This window comes from Paenalcaligenes hominis, from assembly GCF_041359055.1.
Lineage (GTDB): Bacteria > Pseudomonadota > Gammaproteobacteria > Burkholderiales > Burkholderiaceae_B > Paenalcaligenes > Paenalcaligenes hominis_A.
Map to the genome: position 1 here is coordinate 666,089 of NZ_JBGJKZ010000002.1, position 20,065 is coordinate 686,153.

General features: G+C 47.9%; 14 protein-coding genes. 5 read left to right on the forward strand and 9 right to left on the reverse strand.

The features are described 5' to 3' along the window. Window positions 1-69: 69 nt before the first annotated feature. Window positions 70-1,407, reverse strand: coding sequence for an argininosuccinate synthase (argG, locus tag ACBP46_RS07065; RefSeq protein ID WP_371016023.1), 1,338 nt, complete (start codon window positions 1,405-1,407; stop codon window positions 70-72). A 115-nt stretch (window positions 1,408-1,522) separates the two neighbouring features. Between argG and ACBP46_RS07070 the strand changes: the two genes are divergently transcribed. Further along, window positions 1,523-1,912: an NUDIX hydrolase gene (locus ACBP46_RS07070; RefSeq protein ID WP_371016024.1), complete on the forward strand. Its 390-nt coding sequence runs from the start codon at window positions 1,523-1,525 to the stop codon at window positions 1,910-1,912. A gap of 12 nt (window positions 1,913-1,924) precedes the next feature. After that, entirely contained in the window at window positions 1,925-2,533 is a 609-nt protein-coding gene (locus ACBP46_RS07075) for a hypothetical protein (protein WP_371016025.1), read from the forward strand. 76 nt (window positions 2,534-2,609) lie between these two features. On the opposite strand, the gene ACBP46_RS07080 is transcribed toward ACBP46_RS07075, so the two are convergent. From ACBP46_RS07080 to ACBP46_RS07110, 7 genes are all read right to left on the reverse strand, one after another. Beyond that, the gene (locus ACBP46_RS07080; RefSeq protein WP_371016026.1) at window positions 2,610-4,118 is read right to left on the reverse strand and encodes a tripartite tricarboxylate transporter permease; all 1,509 of its coding nucleotides are present in this window, start codon (window positions 4,116-4,118) and stop codon (window positions 2,610-2,612) included. A gap of 12 nt (window positions 4,119-4,130) precedes the next feature. Next, window positions 4,131-4,601, reverse strand: coding sequence for a tripartite tricarboxylate transporter TctB family protein (locus tag ACBP46_RS07085; protein WP_371016027.1), 471 nt, complete (start codon window positions 4,599-4,601; stop codon window positions 4,131-4,133). Window positions 4,602-4,750: 149 nt separating this feature from the next. After that, entirely contained in the window at window positions 4,751-6,115 is a 1,365-nt protein-coding gene (locus tag ACBP46_RS07090; protein WP_371016028.1) for a sensor histidine kinase, read from the reverse strand. Window positions 6,116-6,126: 11 nt separating this feature from the next. Continuing rightward, a complete protein-coding gene (locus ACBP46_RS07095) occupies window positions 6,127-6,819 on the reverse strand; it encodes a response regulator transcription factor (RefSeq protein ID WP_371016029.1) in 693 nt (230 codons plus the stop codon). Window positions 6,820-8,742: 1,923 nt separating this feature from the next. Then, window positions 8,743-9,921, reverse strand: coding sequence for an NAD(P)H-dependent flavin oxidoreductase (locus tag ACBP46_RS07100; protein ID WP_371016030.1), 1,179 nt, complete (start codon window positions 9,919-9,921; stop codon window positions 8,743-8,745). A 104-nt stretch (window positions 9,922-10,025) separates the two neighbouring features. Then, the gene (locus ACBP46_RS07105) at window positions 10,026-11,318 is read right to left on the reverse strand and encodes an aspartate carbamoyltransferase (protein WP_371016031.1); all 1,293 of its coding nucleotides are present in this window, start codon (window positions 11,316-11,318) and stop codon (window positions 10,026-10,028) included. A 102-nt stretch (window positions 11,319-11,420) separates the two neighbouring features. Then, the gene (locus ACBP46_RS07110; RefSeq protein WP_371016032.1) at window positions 11,421-11,975 is read right to left on the reverse strand and encodes a SecDF P1 head subdomain-containing protein; all 555 of its coding nucleotides are present in this window, start codon (window positions 11,973-11,975) and stop codon (window positions 11,421-11,423) included. A gap of 344 nt (window positions 11,976-12,319) precedes the next feature. On the opposite strand from ACBP46_RS07110, the gene ACBP46_RS07115 reads away from it, so the two are divergent. Both ACBP46_RS07115 and ACBP46_RS07120 read left to right on the forward strand, forming a co-directional pair. After that, on the forward strand, window positions 12,320-12,811 hold the full coding sequence (locus ACBP46_RS07115) for a hypothetical protein (RefSeq protein WP_371016033.1): 492 nt from the start codon (window positions 12,320-12,322) through the stop codon (window positions 12,809-12,811). A 96-nt stretch (window positions 12,812-12,907) separates the two neighbouring features. Continuing rightward, a complete protein-coding gene (locus ACBP46_RS07120; RefSeq protein ID WP_371016034.1) occupies window positions 12,908-14,929 on the forward strand; it encodes a ligand-gated channel protein in 2,022 nt (673 codons plus the stop codon). Window positions 14,930-14,961: 32 nt separating this feature from the next. Here ACBP46_RS07120 and nagB read toward each other — a convergent pair whose 3' ends face one another. After that, entirely contained in the window at window positions 14,962-15,720 is a 759-nt protein-coding gene (gene nagB, locus ACBP46_RS07125; protein WP_371016035.1) for a glucosamine-6-phosphate deaminase, read from the reverse strand. Between the two features lie 164 nt (window positions 15,721-15,884). Here nagB and ACBP46_RS07130 point away from each other — a divergent pair, with 164 nt between their 5' ends. Beyond that, window positions 15,885-20,054: a type I polyketide synthase gene (locus ACBP46_RS07130; RefSeq protein WP_371016036.1), complete on the forward strand. Its 4,170-nt coding sequence runs from the start codon at window positions 15,885-15,887 to the stop codon at window positions 20,052-20,054. Window positions 20,055-20,065 lie beyond the last annotated feature (11 nt).

Below are 20,065 nucleotides of genomic sequence, written 5' to 3' on the forward strand. Positions count from 1 at the left end.
GCGGTAAAAAACCAAGAACCGCAACTAGCGACGTGCTGTGCACCCCGCTAGTTGGGAAAAGACAAACGATTACTTATCGTTTTTTAACTGCGGTAACGCTGCACCCTCGGCAGGAGCAAGTAGACCGGCTTGAGTGTAGGTGAATAGCTTGTCGCGCGTATCCACAATATCAAGGTTACGCATAGTAAGCTGACCAATACGATCACGAGGCGTGAAAGTATCGTCGCCCTCTTTCTCCATGGTTAGACGCTCTGGACGGTAGGTAAGGTTGTCAGAGACGGTGTTCATGATGGAGTAATCATTACCACGACGCAGTTCGATGGTTACCTCGCCAGTGATGGCACGGGCTACCCAGCGTTGGGCGGTTTCACGTAGCATGATGGCTTGGGGATCAAACCAACGGCCTTGGTACAGCAAACGACCTAAACGTAAGCCGTTAATGCGGTATTGTTCAATGGTGTCTTCGTTGTGAATACCAGAAACCAAACGCTCGTAAGCAATATGCAACAAGGCCATGCCAGGGGCCTCGTAAATACCGCGGCTCTTGGCTTCGATAATACGGTTTTCAATTTGATCGCTCATACCCAAGCCATGACGACCACCAATACGGTTGGCTTCGAGGATAAGCTCGACCTTGTCAGCGTACTCTACGCCATTAAGAGCAACCGGCACGCCCTCGTGGAAACGGACAGTGACTTCTTCTTTGGCGATTGTTACGTCGTCACGCCAGAATGCTACGCCCATAATAGGCTGCACGATGTGCATGCCCGAGTTCAAGAACTCGAGATCTTTGGCTTCGTGGGTGGCACCCAGCATGTTGGAGTCTGTGGAGTAGGCTTTTTCCGCAGACATTTTGTAGTCAAAGCCGTACTGAGTCATGTACTGAGACATTTCAGCACGCCCACCTAGTTCGTTAATGAACTGTTGGTCTAACCAAGGTTTGTAAATTTGTAACTGGGGGTTGGTTAATAAACCATAACGATAGAAACGCTCGATGTCGTTACCCTTGTAGGTGCTGCCATCGCCCCAAATGTTGACGTCGTCCTCTTTCATGGCGGCGACTAGCATCGTACCTGTCACAGCACGACCTATAGGCGTGGTGTTGAAATACGTCACACCAGCAGTAGTAATATGAAAAGCACCACTTTGTAATGCAGCAATGCCTTCGGCGACAAGTTGCTGACGGCAGTCAATTAAACGGGCTTTTTCTGCACCGTATTCGAGGGCTTTTTTAGGAATGGCCTCGTAGTCCGACTCATCTGGCTGACCCAAGTTAGCTGTATAAGCATAAGGAATGGAGCCTTTGTTACGCATCCACAAAATTGCAGCACTGGTGTCTAGTCCACCAGAGAAAGCGATACCAACCTTTTGGTTGACGGGAATGTTCTCTAGAATAGTCGTCGTCATAATGAGTCCAAATACACAATGTATGAATTAATCCGCCTATTATATCCTCCATTACAAAGGCTTTCAGCAAAGAATGTTATCCTTAGCGCTTTACTCAACCAAAGTGCGCTCAGTCATGCCTGAAATTTACATTGCCGCTGCCATTATTCTTGATCCTGCAGGTCAAATGCTATTAGTACGTAAGAAAAACACCACGCGCTTTATGCAGGCTGGCGGTAAAATAGAACAAGGCGAACAGCCGTTAGACGCTTTATTGCGCGAAATGCACGAAGAGCTGCAAATCCAACCGAACGCCACCGACATTTTCTACCACGGTCTCTACCTAGCTCCTGCAGCAAATGAGCCGAATCACACGGTACGCGCCCATATTTACCAATTAACGTGGCATAATCCTATACATATAGCGGCGGAAATAGAAGAAGCCATTTGGGTTACACCCTCTTCTGCTTCTACCTTACCGTTAGCGCCGCTTACCGAACATATTATTATTCCGTTATTGATTTAGGCTCCCTAGAGCATGAACACACATACTACTCAAACCACGCATTGCTTTACCTTGCAACAACTACGTGCCGCCACTCAAGCTGGTGGTGTAGCAGGCGTATCACTAAAAGCCCAAGGCAGTGGTTTTTTTATTCAGATTCAACTGCGCACGGGTCAAAACGCTGTACTTGTCACAGCGCGCAGTCGTTCGCCTCGCATGTTTAAAAACCCAGCTCAAGCCTTTGGCGTTTTAAAGCGGGTGGGCATTGTAACGGGTAGTTTTGACGTCACGCATTACTCCCCCGAGCAGCAGCAAACCGATAACGACACCACCAAAAAAGAAAAAAGCACGGTGTCAGCCAAAGCCTCTCGTGCCCGTAAAAACACAGTCCAGCCCACGCCGGCTCCTGCGCCTGTGGTGGCTCCTGCCGTCGTTACTGCACCCGCACCTGCAGCATCTCCGGCCCCATCAGCAGATCAGGCTGCACCCGATGCCGAGCTAACCCCTGTTGCAGCGGCTGTAGTCGCTCCGGTTGCGGCTACACCGTCTGTGCCAACAACAGCTTCTACTACTAAAAAATCCAAGCCAAATAAAACCGAAGCTAACGAACCCAGTCTTGGTGTGCAGCAGTCATTAATCTAATCTCTCAGTATTTGATGTGTTAGATAACAAAATGGGGACCCTAAGGTCCCCATTTTTAATGGATGGTTATAGCGCTCTAGTTAGACTGCACTTTTACCAATCCTTTACCACGAATAACACGACGGTAAATCACAAAGCTCACAATAACAAAAGCTACCACCATGCAGACCCCACTAATAGGACGGGTCAAAAACACAGACATATCACCACGCGACAAGAGCAGCGCACGACGGAAATTCTCTTCCACCATTGGCCCTAACACAATCCCTAGCAATAACGGCGCAGGCTCAAAACCCAATCGGGAAAAAACGAAGCCAAACACGCCTATGCCCAACACAATCCACACATCAAATAAGTTGTTGTTGGCGCTATACACCCCTAAACAAATAAAGAGCAACACCGCAGGGTAAATTAAACGGTATGGCACAGACAGTAAACGCACCCACATACCAATCAATGGAATATTCAACACTAAAAGCAATAAATTCCCGATCCAGAAACTGGCAATTAAGCCCCAGAACACGGTGGGGTGTTCAGTCATAAGTTGTGGGCCAGGCTGAATGTTGTGGATCATCATAGCACCCAGCATCAGCGCCATAATGGCATCACCCGGAATACCTAAAGTCATCGTAGGAATAAAGGCCGTTTGTGCTGCCGAGCTATTTGCTGATTCCGGTGAGGCCACCCCTTCGATCGCACCATGACCAAAGTTTTTGCTGTTTTTATTAACCTTTTTTTCCATGGCATACGACATAAATGACGCAATCGTACCACCTGTACCAGGCAAAATACCAAAGAAAGACCCAACACCTGCCCCACGGAAAATACTGGACAATGAGTTTTTGAACTCGCCTTTCTCAAAACGCAAAGAGCGCCAGCCAATTTTTTTAGAACTGACCACGTGCCCTTCACCCAAACGATTTGCATTGGCAATAACATCCGCAATACCAAACAAACCCATAGCGACTGCTACTAGCGCTAAACCGTCTTGAAGCTCTGGAATATTGAACGTAAACCGTGAAATACCCGTATTAATATCGGTGCCCACTACCCCGAAAATTAAACCGATGATAACCATTGCCACCCCTTTAACAGGTGAGCCAGTGGTAAGAGTCGATGCAGCAAGCAGACCCAAGAACATCAAGGAAAAATACTCAGCGGGACCAAACTGAAAGGCCACCTCAACCAAAAGCGGGCCAAATGCCATCATTAAAATAATACCGATGGTAGCCCCCATAAAAGAGGACAACATCGCAATTAGCAACGCAGAGCCTGCGCGCCCCTGACGCGCCATGGGGTGCCCGTCTAAACACACTACCGCATGCGACGGAGTACCAGGTAAATTTAATAGAATAGTTGTGGTGGCACCCCCATAGGTTGTGCCATAGTACAGGCCCGCCAACATCATCAATGCCCCAGCCGGGTCAATACCATAGGTAATAGGCAGCAACATTGAAATGGCGGCTAATGCACCAATACCTGGCAACACTCCAATCAGATTACCTACAAACACCCCAATGAATGAATACATTAAGTTGTGCAGGGTTAATGCGGTTTCAAAACCAAGAATAATATTGTCTAACATGAGCCTAACCTTTTAACCCCAAGTGAATAACGGTAACTGCATTTGTAGACCGTAATGAAAAACTGCTACGGTAAAAGCGGTTAAGACCACACCGACGGCCAACGCCACTTTAAAAGTATTTTTATGATCCGCAAACGCCGCCACAAAGGTTAAGAAAAACGTAGCGGGCACCAAACCACCGTATTTACCCAGAATCGCAAACAAAGCTACCGAACCAACCACTAAACCCCAAGTGATAAGTTGCGCTTTAATACTGAGCTTCTCTAAGTCACCATCACCACCAGCGCGGTCCATTTCGGGACTAATTAACACCAATAAACCTAGCACCATTAAAATCCCTCCCAACATCAAGGGAAAGTAGCCAGGCCCCATTCGTGCTAAAGAACCAATTTGATAATTGAGGCTACCTATAACCGTAGCCATGCCGATGAGCACCAGTAACCCACCTGACCAGAGCTCCTTAGCATTAATTTTAAATTTCACTTTTTTCTCACTTTCAAATAGTCGTAGTCAGTACGCAGCACTAAATATAACGACCCCAGAGCAACCAAAGATTACAATTTAGTAATAAAGACGCATACCTAGGGGTCTTCTACTAGTCGCGGCCCTTTTTTCAGACTGTTTTCTGGGTTTTACACTGATTCAAAGGTAATGCGTATACCTAGACCACCAAGCGCGGAGCGATAAAACTCACAATGGCCCTGATGAAAACTCACAATACTTAAAACGCTAGTCAACCCCAAACCTGTGCCCGGAATATGCTCAGCCACCTGATCACGGTAAAAGTGAGTGCCCAGTTTTGCCAGCGACTTGTCACTGACCCCAATACCATCATCCTCTATCTCAAAAACCGTTAAATAACCTTTTTTGTAGAGTCGCAGCTGAATCAGCGAATGACCGTATTTGCAGGCGTTTTCTAAAAGGTTACTTAAAGCACTGGCTAACAAATCAACATCACCATGCACATAACAGTCAGGGCTCAGGTGAGCCTCTAGCCGCATGGACTTTTCCTCGGCATACGGACCATACAACGCCACCATGTCATTAAGCAGTACGCTGAAATTCACCTCTTGTTTACTTTGTCTATAAACGCCCGACTCAAGCTCAGAAATTTGCAGCAATTTATCAAACAAGGTGGTTAAGGACTCTAGCTCTTCTAAGACCTGCTGTGTTTTTTCCTGTGCTGCCTCGGGCGTAACAGCCTCGTGAGCTAATGGATATAAATGTGAGGTAATCCGCATAATTGGAGTACGCAAATTATGGGTAATAGTTTCTGATAAATAGCGCACCCCCGTTAAGGATTTCTCTAGATGATCCAACATCAAATTGAGCTCTTTAATCAATAAATTAAGCTCATCATCGGTATTTTCCACAGGAATACGGCGCTTAAACTGCCCCGCTCGAATATGAGCAGCCGTACGTCGAATCACACTAACATTAGATGCTATCTCTGCTCTAAACCAATATGTACTGAGCACCACAAAAAACAAGCCCATCATAATGGTGATTAAACTCGCTCGTAGCATTAAGCCTCTAAAAGCATAAATATCATGCAAATCTTTACCGACCAGCACAATATCGCCCCCTAGATGCACACGCTGTAGCTTAGCCTCAATGCTTTTACTGTCTTTATGCACCGTGAGATCAGCAATATAGTCACTGCCCTCAAAAGCCATGGGGTAATAATCCATATTACCTACCACTTTGTGCTCATTTGAGTCCATAAAGAGCCACAAGTCAGATGACTGTCCTTGAATTTCATAGCGGATGTAATCAATCACCACATCACGCCCCTGCGTGGCATATAGACCCTCCACTCGCTTAGCCATACTAGTAATTTGCTTGAACTGCTGAGCATGCAAAGCGCCCATCACTTGCAAGAAAATAAAACCCAGCAAAAAAATAATAATGACTACGCCTAAAAACCCATACAGCAAGCTAAAACGCAACGTTAACGAGGAATGAATGCGCTGCATAAGCCGAGATAAAAAAAACATAGTAGGACTCGCTAGGGTTCGTAAACAAATCGATAACCCACCCCACGCACAGTTTGAATAAACGCATGCTCAAAGGGTTTATCGATTTTGTTACGTAAACGGCTAATTTGCACATCGGTAAGATTAGTATTGGGCTCAAAGCGATAACCCCATACCTGCTCTAACAGCATAGAGCGCGTCACTATTTGGTTTTTATGTTTGATTAAATACACCAAAAGCTGCAGCTCTTTAGGTTGTAGCAAGATGGTTTGACCGGCGCGCTCGACTTTAGCGCTAAGTAAATCAATGCGTAAATCCCCCACAATCAGTTCCGTGCTGTCCTCCGGTTTTTGCGTCAACACATAACGCCGCAACAGCACTTCAACCCGCGCCAATAACTCGGGCAAAGCAAAAGGCTTTACCAAATAATCATCACCACCTGCTTTCAGGCCACGCACCCGATCATCCAAACCAGATAAAGCACTTAACACGAGAACCGGGTAACTTTTTTGCAAAGAGCGAATAGTAGTAAGTAAGCTTAGCCCATCGAACTCGTCGGGCAACATTCGATCCAGAATCACAAGACTCCAATCGTGATGCAAAAGTTGCTCGAGCGCAGTGGCCCCATCAGCAGCCCAAGTGACGTGATAACCTTGTTTTTCGAGGGCTTTTTGAACAAACTTGGCGTTGACAGTATCGTCTTCTACGAGCAAACAGCGGATCACGGAGTACCTTTAAAGTGGGGGCTTTGAATTAGGGGTATTTTAGCGTAAGCCTTGCAGGTAGTCTTTTTTCCTTGCTGTTATTGCTCCCGCTTCTTGGTGGCATGATCTAATGGCATTAATCATTTGCTCCCGCCTCTTAAATATCATGATCCAACGACATTAACCGTTTGCTCTCGCCCCCACCTCAGACTAACGCTCTCACTAGGCAGTGCTCGCTCACTACGCTCGCTCCGCGCTGAACCGTTCGATCGTTAGTCTGAGTTGGGCTGAGATGAGTAAAGACGGACTGGGGGAGTTGCTTTAGGGGTGATTGCTTTAGAACCCACTTCTTTAAGAGTGCTTGCTTTAGATAAGGCCGAGGTAAAGATAGGCTAAGAATGTCAGTTGGTTAAGGTAATTTTTAACACTAGTTGTGCTAATTGTTTTAGAGATGATGGATTTGCTGAAAGCTTGAAAAAGAAAAACCTGTGCTGCACCACAGCCTTTCCTAGGCGTGCGTCATAAACAGCTATGAGCGATTCAGCGCGGAGCGAGCGCAGCGAGTGAGCACTGCCTAGCGAATGGCTGATTATGAAAGCGCGCCAAAGAAATGGTTTAACTCTTTACTTTTATCTAGCGAATAACCGATTATGAAAATGCGTCAAAAGAACGTTTTTGCTCCGCTAAATACTCCAGAGTGCGACGAGTCAAAGAAAGGTCTGATAGTAGCGTCAAATTCTTATTACTTTAAATCTGACCTGTTCAACCGTTTGCTCTTGCTCCCTATGCTTTTACAGCGTTACATCATAAAGCCTGCATTCGTTTGCTCCCGCATCCCCCCTCAGTCTAACGCCCTCACTAGGCAGTGCTCGCTCACTACGCTCGCTCCGCGCTGAACCGTTCGATCGTTAGTCTGAGTTGGGTTGAGGTGAGTAAAGGCGGACTGGGGAAGTTGTTTTAGAAGTGATTGCTTTAGAACCTACTTCTTTAAGAGTGCTTGTTTTCAATAAGGCCGAGGTAAAGATAGGCTAAGAATGTCAGTTGGTTAAGGTAATTTTTAACACTAGTTGTGCTAATTGTTTTAGAGATGATGGATTTGTTCAAATCTTGAAAAAGAAAAACCTATGTATGCTAAACATAACCTCCCTTAGGCGTGCGTCATAAACAGCTATGAGCGATTCAGCGCGGAGCGAGTGAAACGAGTGAGCACTGCCTAGCGAGTGGCTGTTTATGAAAGCGCGCCAAAAGAACGTTTTTGCTCCGCTAAATACTCCAGAGTGCGACGAATCAAAGAAAGGTCTGATAGCTGCTTTAAACTCTTTCTATTTTGAGTTTAAAGTGTTTATTCATTTGCTATTGCCCCTTATGCTTTTACAGCGTTACATCATAAAGCCTGCATTCGTTTGCTCCCGCATCCCCCCTCAGTCTAACGCTCTCACTAGGCAGTGCTCGCTCACTGCGTTCGCTCCGCGCTGAACCGTTCGATCGTTAGTCTAAGGTGGGCTGAGGTGAGTAAAGACGGACTGGGGAAGTTGTTTTAGAAGTGACTGATGTAAGGATGAGCTGAAAATACCAGTGGATTGAGGTGGTTTTTTAGAAATGGGGATTTTTTTGGTGGTGGATTTGCTAAGGGCTTAATAAAAGAAAAACCTGTGCTAAACATAATCTCTCCTAGGCGTGCGTCATAAACAGCTATGAGCGATTCAGCGCGGAGCGAGCGCAGCGAGTGAGCACTGCCTAGCGAGTGGCTGTTTATGAAAGCGCGCCAAAGAAATGGTTTAACTCTTTGCTTTTATCTAGCGAATAACCGATTATGAAAATGCGTCAAAAGAACGGTTTAACTCCTCACTCCCATTTTGTGAACGGTTGTTTATAAATGAGGAACGCTTTAACTTTCAGCCTCAGCTTTGCAAACGACTGGCTATAAAAGCACGCCAAAAAGAATCAAGTTGCTTGGGTAGAAGTAGCTGGAGAAAGAGTGCTGAGTAAATACTCCATAAGCTCTTTAACAGGAGCAATCCGCTTGCCTAGTGGTAGTGCTTCAGAGCCGCGGAAAAAGAGACCGCGGGCGACGTCGCCAACGAGCGCATAGGCCAGTTGACGATCAATGCAAAACTGGCCGCTTTTAGCAACACCATCGCGTAAACCACAAAAAGCAAGACAATCAAAACCCTCAGAGCACTCGCGCTCTTTGGCGACTTGTTGCAATTTGGATTCCTTGTGTAGGTACGCATCCAGCCAAGGCGTGCGGACGGCGCGCGCGGGCAGGCCGGCTACACTCATAAACGTAACAATATCCTCAGGTTCAGCGTCTACTAAGACCTGTTTAAAGTTAGGGTGTGCATCGCCCTCTTCGGTCACTGCAAATGCACTACCTAGTTGTACTGCGCTGGCACCTAAATCCAAAAGCTGTTGAACTTGGTGCGGGTCACTAATCCCTCCGGCTACAATTAAAGGAATCGGTGCAATGCCAAGCTTTTCAAATACGGCGAGAGTTTCTTTAATAGCAATTTCAAATTGGTAATTAGGGCTATCCATTTGCTCAACATTCGCCAAGCCAAGGTGGCCTGCTGCAAATTTGGGGTTTTCAATAACGATGGCGTCGGGTAGGCGATTTTTGCGTAGCCATTTACGCAGCACCAGCTGTATACCACGGGCATCCGAGAGAATAGGTATCAGGGCCACATCCGGAAAATCCTCTGTCAGCTCTGGCAAGTCCAGCGGCAAACCTGCACCAACCACAATGGCATCTGCACCGCTTTGGCAAGCTTGGCGCACGTATTCCGGATACGCTTCAACGGCTTTCATGATGTTAACGGCAATGGCACCCTGTCCTGCAGCGAGCACTTTGGCCGCTTTAATTTCACGGTCTAGTGCTAGCAGGTTGCACGCATTGATGTTGGCTTTGCTGCTGTCGTCATTCGAGCGTTGCATGAGATCGGGGTGGTGACGACGCAAGTCCACACTTGAAATGGTGCCCATGCCACCCAGTTTAGCGACGGAGCCGGCCAAACGGTGCGCAGAAATACCCACACCCATCCCACCTTGAACGACGGGCAAGATTGACTTGTTTTTGATAGTGAAGCGTTGTGTTTGTAAAGTGTGCACCGCAATGTCCTTCATCAATTACTGAAACATGTGAAGAACTACTATGCCTAGAAAAAACAACAGCGACCTTAATTTGCATCAAGGTCGCTGCATTTAATTCGAACTAGAGTCCTGCTTAACTAGTACATGCCATGAAAAACGGCGTCTTCGGGGCCAATGTGAGAGGGAGGGCTCCAAGTTACATCGCGCATAGAGTGTTGAACCAAGTTCTCTACCCCTAGCAGCACTGCAAAAATAGCCATACGTACTGGAATGCCGTTATCTGCTTGGCGGAAAATAGCTAAGCGCGGGTCGTGATTAAGATCCACACTTAGATCGTGCGCGTCTTCACGGCTATCACGCGGTAAAGGGTGCATAATAATGACGTCCTCTTTGCCATAAGTATCAAGCAGCGCTTTATTAATTTGAAAATCAGCGCTGTAGCCTTCGAGCTGCTCGTCACTAAAACGCTCTTTTTGTACGCGAGTGGCGTAGATGACGTCTGCGCCTTTGATCTCTGTCATAGTATGGGCTTGCTCAATAACATGATTTCCACGCTGCGCTACGTGTTCGATGATGTCTTGGGGCATTTCCAAACCGGGTGGCGAAATCAAAGTGAATTTCAAGCCCTTGTATAAGGACAGCATTTTCATTAATGAATGCACGGTACGGCCGTATTTAAGATCGCCTGTAATGGCAATATGCGAGCCATCAAGCAGCTTTCCTAAGCGTGAGAACTCGGTCAAGATAGTGTAGAGATCGAGCAGTGCCTGACTAGGGTGCTCACCAGCCCCATCACCGCCATTGACTACAGGAATATTGGTGGCTGCTGCAAACTCGGCCACTGAACCTTGTTCGGGGTGGCGGATAACCATGGCATCCACATAACCACTCATGACCCGACTGGTGTCGTAAATGGACTCGCCTTTAGCCATGGAGGAAAACGTAAAACCGGTGGTGTCACACACAGAACCGCCTAAACGGCAAAAAGCGGCACCAAAACTGACTCTAGTGCGCGTGCTGGCCTCGAAAAACAAGTTACCCAATACCGCACCCTCGAGCACACGCGACACCTTTTGGCGGCGTGCAATAGGCTGCATCATATCCGCAATGCGTACAAGTTCTTCGACGGATTCGCGGGTAAATTGCTCAACAGAGAGTAGTTGGTGTTTGCCATGAATAGCAATACGGTCACGTAATGGGCCTCGTTGATTATTTTGCGCATATTTTTCTAATAGGCTTTCGTTTTCAACGATTTCAGTCACAAAACGCTGTACGACTTCAGGCATACCGCGGAATTCTTGGGACCCTTCGGGAAGTAGCCATGTATCGAGTGCGCGACGTTTAACCCCAATACGCGCCGCAAATACGTCGCGTGTTAAATTCAAGCGACGCATTGCATCGCGTAAAAAAACCTGTTGTGAGACAGCCATGAGTTGTATTCCTAATAAAACATACGCAATGCGTATATATTAAACCCAAATGCGCTTACAACCGGTTTTTTTATGCAAATGATAAAAAATTACGACAGTGCTTTACTGTGCGTCTTCACCAGCAATAATACGAGCAGCCATCATGGCGTTTTCACGTGAGCCGACCATGAATATCAAGCGGCCTTCGGTGATGGGCTCAGAGTAGCCGGGAATAGCCAATAAGGTGCCATCTACCACCAACGCCAAACGCTTGTTCGGGTTTTGTTCGGTCAAGCGTGCCAAACGCTCTTTGGCTACTGTGTTTAGAGTTAATGCTAACAAGCCCTCGCCTGTTTCCGACGTGCCGGCCTCGACGGTGTCTAGGTCATTGCGTGTTAGGAAGGCCTCGGGCTCTAGATACAGGACGTTGCTCTCGTCGATTTGAACCTCAGCCCAATCAGAGTGAGGTTGGGTATCGGCTAGGAACACCAATAAAGGGGCTGCCATTTGAGCCTCAGGTGCTTGGGTTGCATCGGTTGGGGATGCGGGTGTAGTTGCGGGGGCAGTGCCGTCTACTGGGGCCGATGTATCTGGAGTGGTAGGTGGAGTTTGACATGCAGCCAACGCCAATAATGCCACCGGAGCAAGTAAACGACTAACAAATTTTAATTTAGGCATAATTCAACACCTTCCTCTTATGAAATAGCATTTTTAATGCAATAAGTGTAGCAACATCTTTAAAAGAGCTCTATGGCTGCTTATTAACTTAACAATTACTATCTATTTAAACGCGTATTTAGCTCACAAAATGTGTCAAATATTTGTAAATTATATCTATTGCTTATTTAAGTTAAAGCAACGTATAAAATTATTGCGCTTAGCTTGCTTTAAAGAATCTGCCTGACCCTTTAACAATGACTCCCTGCCCCCACATTGTTATTTATAAAACAAAGCAAACTACGCTTATTAACGCTAATCTATGAGCGCGCCCTTTGCTTTGCTTAATTAAGGAAAACCATACTATGCGCCCCACCACTCTTGCTGAACTCGACCAAGCCCGCCTACGCTGTCAAAAGTTGGTTTCGCGACGCGCCCTCGTTTCTGCCGCAGCGGCAGTAGTACCTATTCCGGGCGTGGATGTCAGCACAGACGTGGCCATTTTGTTACAACTCATTCCAGCCATTAATGAGGAATTTGGGTTAAGCCCAGCCCAAATCAATGACCTCACTCCCGAATTACAAAAAATTGTCATCGTGGGGGGTGCTAATTTTGGCGTAGGTCTGTTGGGAAAAATCATCACTCCTCAACTCGTCATTCAGGTGCTACAACGCATAGGCGTAAAAAAATTAGCGGGTAAATACGCCACCAAATACATACCCGTCGTCGGCTCAGTCATCGCATCTAGCATTAGTTATGCCGTGCTGCGCAAAGTTGGCAACCAACATATCAACGAGTGTTACGCTATGGCTAAACAGCTTATCGATGCCGACAGCACAGCCCTAACAACCCTGTAAAGTTTCAGGTAATGCTTTATTTTTAACTTAACCTTCTTTATCATTCTGAACGATAATGATTATCATTATAGTTTTGATTGATAACAAGGTTGATACATGAACTCACATCTCTCTCATAGAGGATGGCGGCTAAGCACGCTTTGCCTCGCCCTCTCCGCGGCTATTCCCCTAGCCCATGCCCAAAACAAATCAGAAAACGCCGTGTCCCAACTACAAAACATTGTGGTGACGGCTTCCGGTTTTGAACAACTGGTCGAAGATGCACCTGCCTCAATTAGCGTGATCCCTCGCGAAGAGCTTGAGAAAAAAGCTTACCGTGATGTGACTGATGCTTTGCGTGACGTGCCCGGCGTAGTCGTTACTGGCGGTGGCAGCTCGAGCGATATTAGTATTCGCGGTATGGCGGCGGGTTACACACTGATTTTAATTGACGGTAAACGTGTTAACTCTCGTGAAACGCGTCCAAACAGCGATAACGCAGGGATCGAACAGGGCTGGCTGCCTCCGATCGAGGCCATTGACCGCATTGAGGTGGTTCGTGGCCCCATGTCTTCATTATATGGCTCCGAAGCCATGGGCGGTGTGGTTAATATCATTACACGCAAAATAGCCGACACGTGGACTGGGTCGTTGCGCACCGAAGCCACGCTGCAACAACACTCCGAGTCAGGCGATATCTACCAAGGTAACTTTTATGTAGCTGGCCCCATCAAAGAAGGTCTGCTAGGCGTACAGATCTCTGGGCAAAAATCGCGTCGTAACGAAGACAAATTTCTACAGGGTTTCAACAAACAAGACACCCAATCCGGCAACATTAAATTTACTTTGACTCCTTCGGAAAACCACGACCTAATCGCCGAGGTCGGCCGCACCGATCAAAAACGCATTTCAACCCCAGGCAAAACCATTGCCCTGGAAACATGCGGTCGCAATGGCTGCACCCCTAACGAGGCCTCAGAGAGCAAGTACACACGCGACAGCTATGCTCTGACCCACAAAGGGCGCTACGGTAACCTGCAGTCAGAATCCTACATACAACAAGACCGCAACAAAAACCCAGGGCGTAACATGTTCATTAAGAACACCGAACTGAATTCGCAATGGAATACCATGTTGGGCAACCACCATGTCACCTTTGGGGCACAGTACCTGAGTGAAAAACTGGAAGATCACGGCAACCAATACAAGCCCGAAGTCAGTGATTTATCTCGATACCAGTGGGCAGCTTATGCCGAGGACGAGTGGGAGCTACACCCTAGTTTTAGCTTAACCAGCGGATTGCGCCTGACTCACGATGAAAACTACGGCAATCACTGGACCCCTCGTTTATACGGGGTGTGGCACGCCAGCGATGAGCTTAGCGTCAAAGCGGGTGTATCGACTGGTTTTAAAGCTCCTAGCTTACGGGCTGCCGTAGCAGACTGGGGACAAATTACTGGTGGCGGTGGTGGAGTACCTGCCGTGATTGTAGGAAACCCCGATCTCAAGCCCGAAAAAAGTATCAGCCAAGAAATTGGTTTTATTTGGGATAACCGCGAAAACCTAAACCTAGGCTTAACCTTTTTTAATACCCAATTTAAAGACAAGATTTCCGAAGTACGCCGTTGCACCGACCCCGATGGACTTCCCACTTGCCATGTCACACCAGGCGACCAAGGCTATAAATTCATCAGTGATCGCGTCAACGTAGATAAAGCTGTTATGCGTGGTATTGAAGCCGTTGCCAGCTGGAATATTACTGACGACCTGCTATTAAGCAGCAACTACACCTTTACGCATTCAAAACAAAAAAGCGGAGACTTTAGCGGTAGACCGTTAAACAAAATGCCTAAACACATGTTCAACACTACCTTAGACTGGGATTACAGCCCAGAGCTAAACCTATGGACTCGTGTTAATTTCCGCGGCAAAAGCTCAGACTATTTAAGCCGAACTTCGATGAGCGAAGGCACCCCATCATTCACCTTCGTGGATATGGGCTTGGGCTATAAAATTAGCAAAAACACAAACGTGGGTGTGGGGATTTACAACGTGTTTGACAAACGCGTAACCAACGAAACGCACGGAGCTGTTTATGATGGTCGTCGTTATTGGGCCCAGCTCACCGTTGGTTTTTAACACCTCGGTGACCTGAGCTAAAACGGGGCTGTTTATACAGCCAGATCCGTGTTAAAGGCGGCAGCTGGCAAATGCTGAGCTGCTGCCTCATCCACCAAAATACGCACATTGGAGTGCTTTTTCAAAATAGACGCAGGCAACGATTCATCAACCCCACTGTGGTAGAGCTCTGCCATAATTTGCGCTTTATTTTCACCTGTAGCCAACAACAAGATTTGCTTGGCTTGCATAATATCCCCTAAACCCAACGTAATGGCTTGGGTTGGCATTTGGGACTTGTCTGCAAAAAAACGGCTGTTATCAAGCCGTGTTTGTGGCGAAAGGTCCACAACATGCACTTGACTATCAAACGACGTGCCAGGTTCGTTAAACCCAATATGACCATTGGTGCCAATCCCCAACAACTGCCAGTCGATGCCGCCTAGCTGTTGAATTAAATCATGGTAGTGCGCACATTGCTCGTCTAAGCTGTCACATAGCCCATCGGGTAAATGAACCCGCTTGGGATTAAAAGGCACCAAACCGAATAGTTCTTGTTGCATATAGTAATGATAACTTTGCGGATGTTCTGCACCTAAACCAATATACTCATCTAAATTGAACGTAGACAGCTGATCTAGGTTGAGCTGCTGCTGGCGTGCCTGACGCACAAATTCATCGTAGATGGGCTCCATGGTGCTGCCTGTGGCTAGGCCTAATACAGCCTTAGGATTGCGTTGAATTAAGGCAACCCATTCAGCAGTCACATAGTCGGCTATGGCTTGGGGGCTAGTAAAGCGATAGAACATCATTCGTTTCGGTCTATGATTAAGAATAAACACGTATTATTAATCAAAACTTCGTTACCGTGTGTGTTTTTATCTAGCCATACATTAATTACTTAGCTCTATTAAATGTGCAATAATGTTAGGTTCGCCCAATTAGCGTTTGTTATAGATAAATTAAATAAGTAAACATGGTTAAAAAAGTCGCTGTTATCGGATTTTCATTTCGCTTGCCCCAGCAAACTAACAAAAAGAATTATTGGGACAAACTGCTTGCAGGGCTGGATCTCGTTACACAAGTTGCTCCCGATCGCTGGAGCTTCGACACCTACCTACACCCCAGCAAACAAAACCCAGGCACCAGCTACACCATGGCGGCGGGCTCATTGGGCGATATTAGTCAATTCGATGCGCAGTTTTTCGGTATATCCCCGCGTGAAGCCGAATTGATGGACCCGCAACAACGCATTTTGTTGCACTTAGCTTGGGAAGCCATAGAACACGCTGGTATCGCCCCCTCGTCCTTGCGTGGGCGCGATGTGGGGGTCTATGTGGGGTTGTCTAGCAGCGACTACGCTTACCGTATGGCGGACGATATTCAGGCCGTTGATTCGTCTACAGCCACGGGCAATACAGCCAGTATTGCCGCCAACCGCTTATCTTATGCCCTCGACTTGCGCGGCCCCAGCATGTCATTAGACACTGCCTGCTCCTCGTCATTGGTGGCGTTTCATCAGGCCTGCTTATCTATTCGATCAGGCGAAACCAGCATGGCCTTGGCTGGTGGTATTAGTTTGCATCTACACCCTTATGGCTTTGTGGGTTTTTCTAAAGCCTCTATGCTGTCGCCTACTGGTCGCTGTCAGGTGTTTGATGCGTCAGGCGATGGTTACGTGCGCTCCGAGGGCGGCGGTTTGTTTTTATTAAAAGACTACGACCAAGCCATTGCCGATGGCGATCGAATCCTAGCGGTAGTTGTTAACAGTGGCGTTAATACCGACGGCCACAAACAAGGCATTACCGTCCCCAATCACCTTAGCCAAGCTCAGCTGATTCAACGCACCATGAATGCCGTGGGGCTTAGCGCCGATGATTTGCATTACGTCGAAGCTCACGGCACAGGCACAGCGATTGGCGACCCCATTGAAACCCGTGCCTTAGGTATAGCGCTAGGCCAAGATCGTGCCCAACCGTTGCCCATAGGCTCGGTCAAAAGCAATATGGGCCACCTAGAAACCGCATCGGGGGCAGCGGGCTTAATTAAACTACTGTACGCGTTTCAACATCGTCAGGTTCCTGCCACCATTGGCATCAAAGAACTTAATCCGCGCATTGACTTTGCGGATCTCAACCTAGAGGTGAACCAAACTCCTTTAGCATTGCCCGCAGACCAAACCCTGCGTATGAGTATTAACTCGTTTGGCTTTGGGGGCTCTAATGCCCATATTATTTTAGAAAGTGCCCCGTCGGCACCCGAACCACAGCCTGTGGTTACACCTCAAGCCCTGCCTCTGCTTTTAAGTGCTAAAAGCGCAGAAAGCTTGCATAGCTATGCCAGCGAGCTGGCCGACTTTATTCAAAATGAAGCCCATTCAAACCTGTACGACATAGCGTATCAGTTGTACAAACGTCGCGAGTTGCACCCTCAGCGCACCGTGTTATGGGCCCAGACACCAGCTCAAGCCCTTGATCAGCTCACCGCTTTTTCTCAAAAACAAGCTAACTGGGCTCCAGTAGTGACCCAGCCCTTAGCCAAAGGTGACCAGCCAGTTTTTGTGTTCTCGGGTAACGGTTCGCAGTGGGAAGGCATGGGTCAAACCCTATTGGAACACCCCGTCTTTTTGCAAGCCATCCAAACCATTGATGCGCTTCTTGCTCAATACAGCACCTTGTCACTGGAAAGCACACTACGCAATACCGAAAAAACAGGTCAGTACGCCCATACCGATGTGGCACAACCCGCGCTGTTTGCTTTTCAAGTGGGTTTGGTTATGTTGTTCGAGCACTATGGTGTGCGCCCAGCCGCAGTCATTGGTCACAGTGTGGGTGAGGTCGCCGCCGCCTGGGCCTGCGGCGCGCTCAGCTTAGAGCAAGCCGTCCAAGTCATTTTTGAACGCAGTCGCCTTCAGGAAACTACCAAAGGCCAAGGTCAAATGACTGCGGTTAACGTCAGCGCCGACCAAATGCTGGCCTTAATTGCCGAGCACCAACTGCAAGACCAAATCAGTTTAGCTGGTGCAAATAGCAGCACAGGTTGTACCATTGCTGGCCCTAGTGCGGCCTTAGATCAGTTTGAACCGCAGCTTAAAGCTCAAGGCATCCGTTTGAAACGTTTAGATCTCGATTACGCGTTTCACAGTCCTGCCATGGACCCCATTCGCACCGAGCTCATCGAACGTTTAGCTACCCTAAAGCCCCAAGCCAGCCGCATTCCCATGTACTCAGTAGTCAAAGGGATGGTTATTGATGGTCAAACACTGACTGCCGAATACTGGTGGGATAACATCCGCGAACCAGTTCTGTTTGAGCCCGCCATTCAGGCCTTGGTAGCAGACCAGTTTGACTTGTATGTTGAAATTGGCCCACACCCCGTGTTGCGCGGTTATGTACAACAGGCATGCCGCGATGCAGACCTTACGGCTCAGGCTCTTATGCTTTGCCAGCGTCACAAAGAGCAGCTAGAACACATACAGCAGCGTATTGTAGAAGTTAAGCTGCTGGCCCCTACCCCCGATTTTGATGCTGCTTTTCCCTATGTAGGGCAGTTTGTTGACTTACCTCATTACGCGTGGGAGCTCGAATCCTATTGGCATCCCGTTACCCCCGAAGCGTATGATTTAATTCATCGTCATAAACAGCACCCGTTGTTAGGCTATCCTCAGCCCCAACACGCTCACGCGTGGGAAAATCAGCTCGATACCCTGCTGTACCCTTACTTAGGCGAACACGTGGTAGGTGATGCGGTGCTTTTACCAGGGGCCGCATTTTTAGAAATCGCTTTGGCCGCCGCTAAAGAACACCACCAAAGCCATCATATAGCACTAGAAAACCTCACTATCAGTGCCCCATTGGTATTACAAGAGCAACCCGCAAAAAAAGTACGGGTGCAAATCGATGACACCGACGGTCGCTTGGTGTTGCGCAGCAAAACTCTGGCCCAAGAAGAAAGCTGGACCGAGCACGCCCAAGCCCGCGTAGTCCAAGCCGCCAACCAGCACTGGCAGCACAGCACTCCTTTGCACCTACCTGAACGAGCCGCTGACTTTAGCGGTGCCGAACACCATGCTCTGACCCAACAAGTTGGTCTTAGCTATGGCCCACACTTTAGTGCAATCCAACAAGGCTGGCGTCTTGACGAACAAACCATCCTTTCTGAGCTGCAAGGGGACGATTATGTTGCACAAGACCTAGATCAGTATCTGCTACACCCGGGCTTAGTTGATAGTTGCTTTCAATCCATTATTCACTTGCTAGTGGATCACCCACTCTTTGGTAAAGGGGTGGCTTTTGTTCCGGTACAGCTTGAACACGCCTATGTGCGAACAGACCTAGGTCGCATTCGCTATGCGCGCACGCAGTTTTTGCGTTTGAATCCGCATTCGTTGTGCGCTAATTTTGATTTTTATAATGCAGACGGCGTGCATCTGGCACACCTAAGCGAGGTACGCTTTAGAACGGCGCGCCTGCAAAGCGCCGAGCCCATTGAGCTCAGCTACTTAGACTATCAGCTGAGTCCGCGCCCATTAACGCAGACACAGACTCACTTCAAGGGCGACGCTCTAGCTCAACACCTACAACACAGTTTTGATGCTATTGCTAACTCAGCGGCCTACCAACGGGTAGCTACCGAAATTGACCCCTTGCTTAATAGCTTGGCCGACCTCTATAGCAAAGAGGCAGTTTGGCAGTACCATCAACAGCACCCCATTAATCGCGCCGCGTTAGCTCAACTGCAACACGAACACCCAGAGCGCCATGCCATGCTCGCGTTATTGCTATTGCGTCTAGAGCAAACCCAAGAGGCAACATGGCATAATGACGAGCTGCAAATTGCCGCGCCTGAGCTGAACCCCAACGACGTTTGGTTTGAATTATCGCGTGATTACAGCGATGCTTTTGCCTTGTTCCTTGTAGTGGCTCGAGTCGGCATGCACTTGCACGAAGCGCTATTAGGTCAGCACTCACTACATACTCTGCGCGGCGCAACCGTTAGCCAACCCAAGCTCTTAGAAGCCAGTCTAGGGGCGCACCAGCCCTTGGCTCTACAGCACCAACTCGCTCTGCACTTACAACAGCAAAGCCAGCAACTACCCGCTGGGCAGCGTCTGCGTATTGTAGAAATTGCCCAACATCAACCGTAGTTTGCCGAACA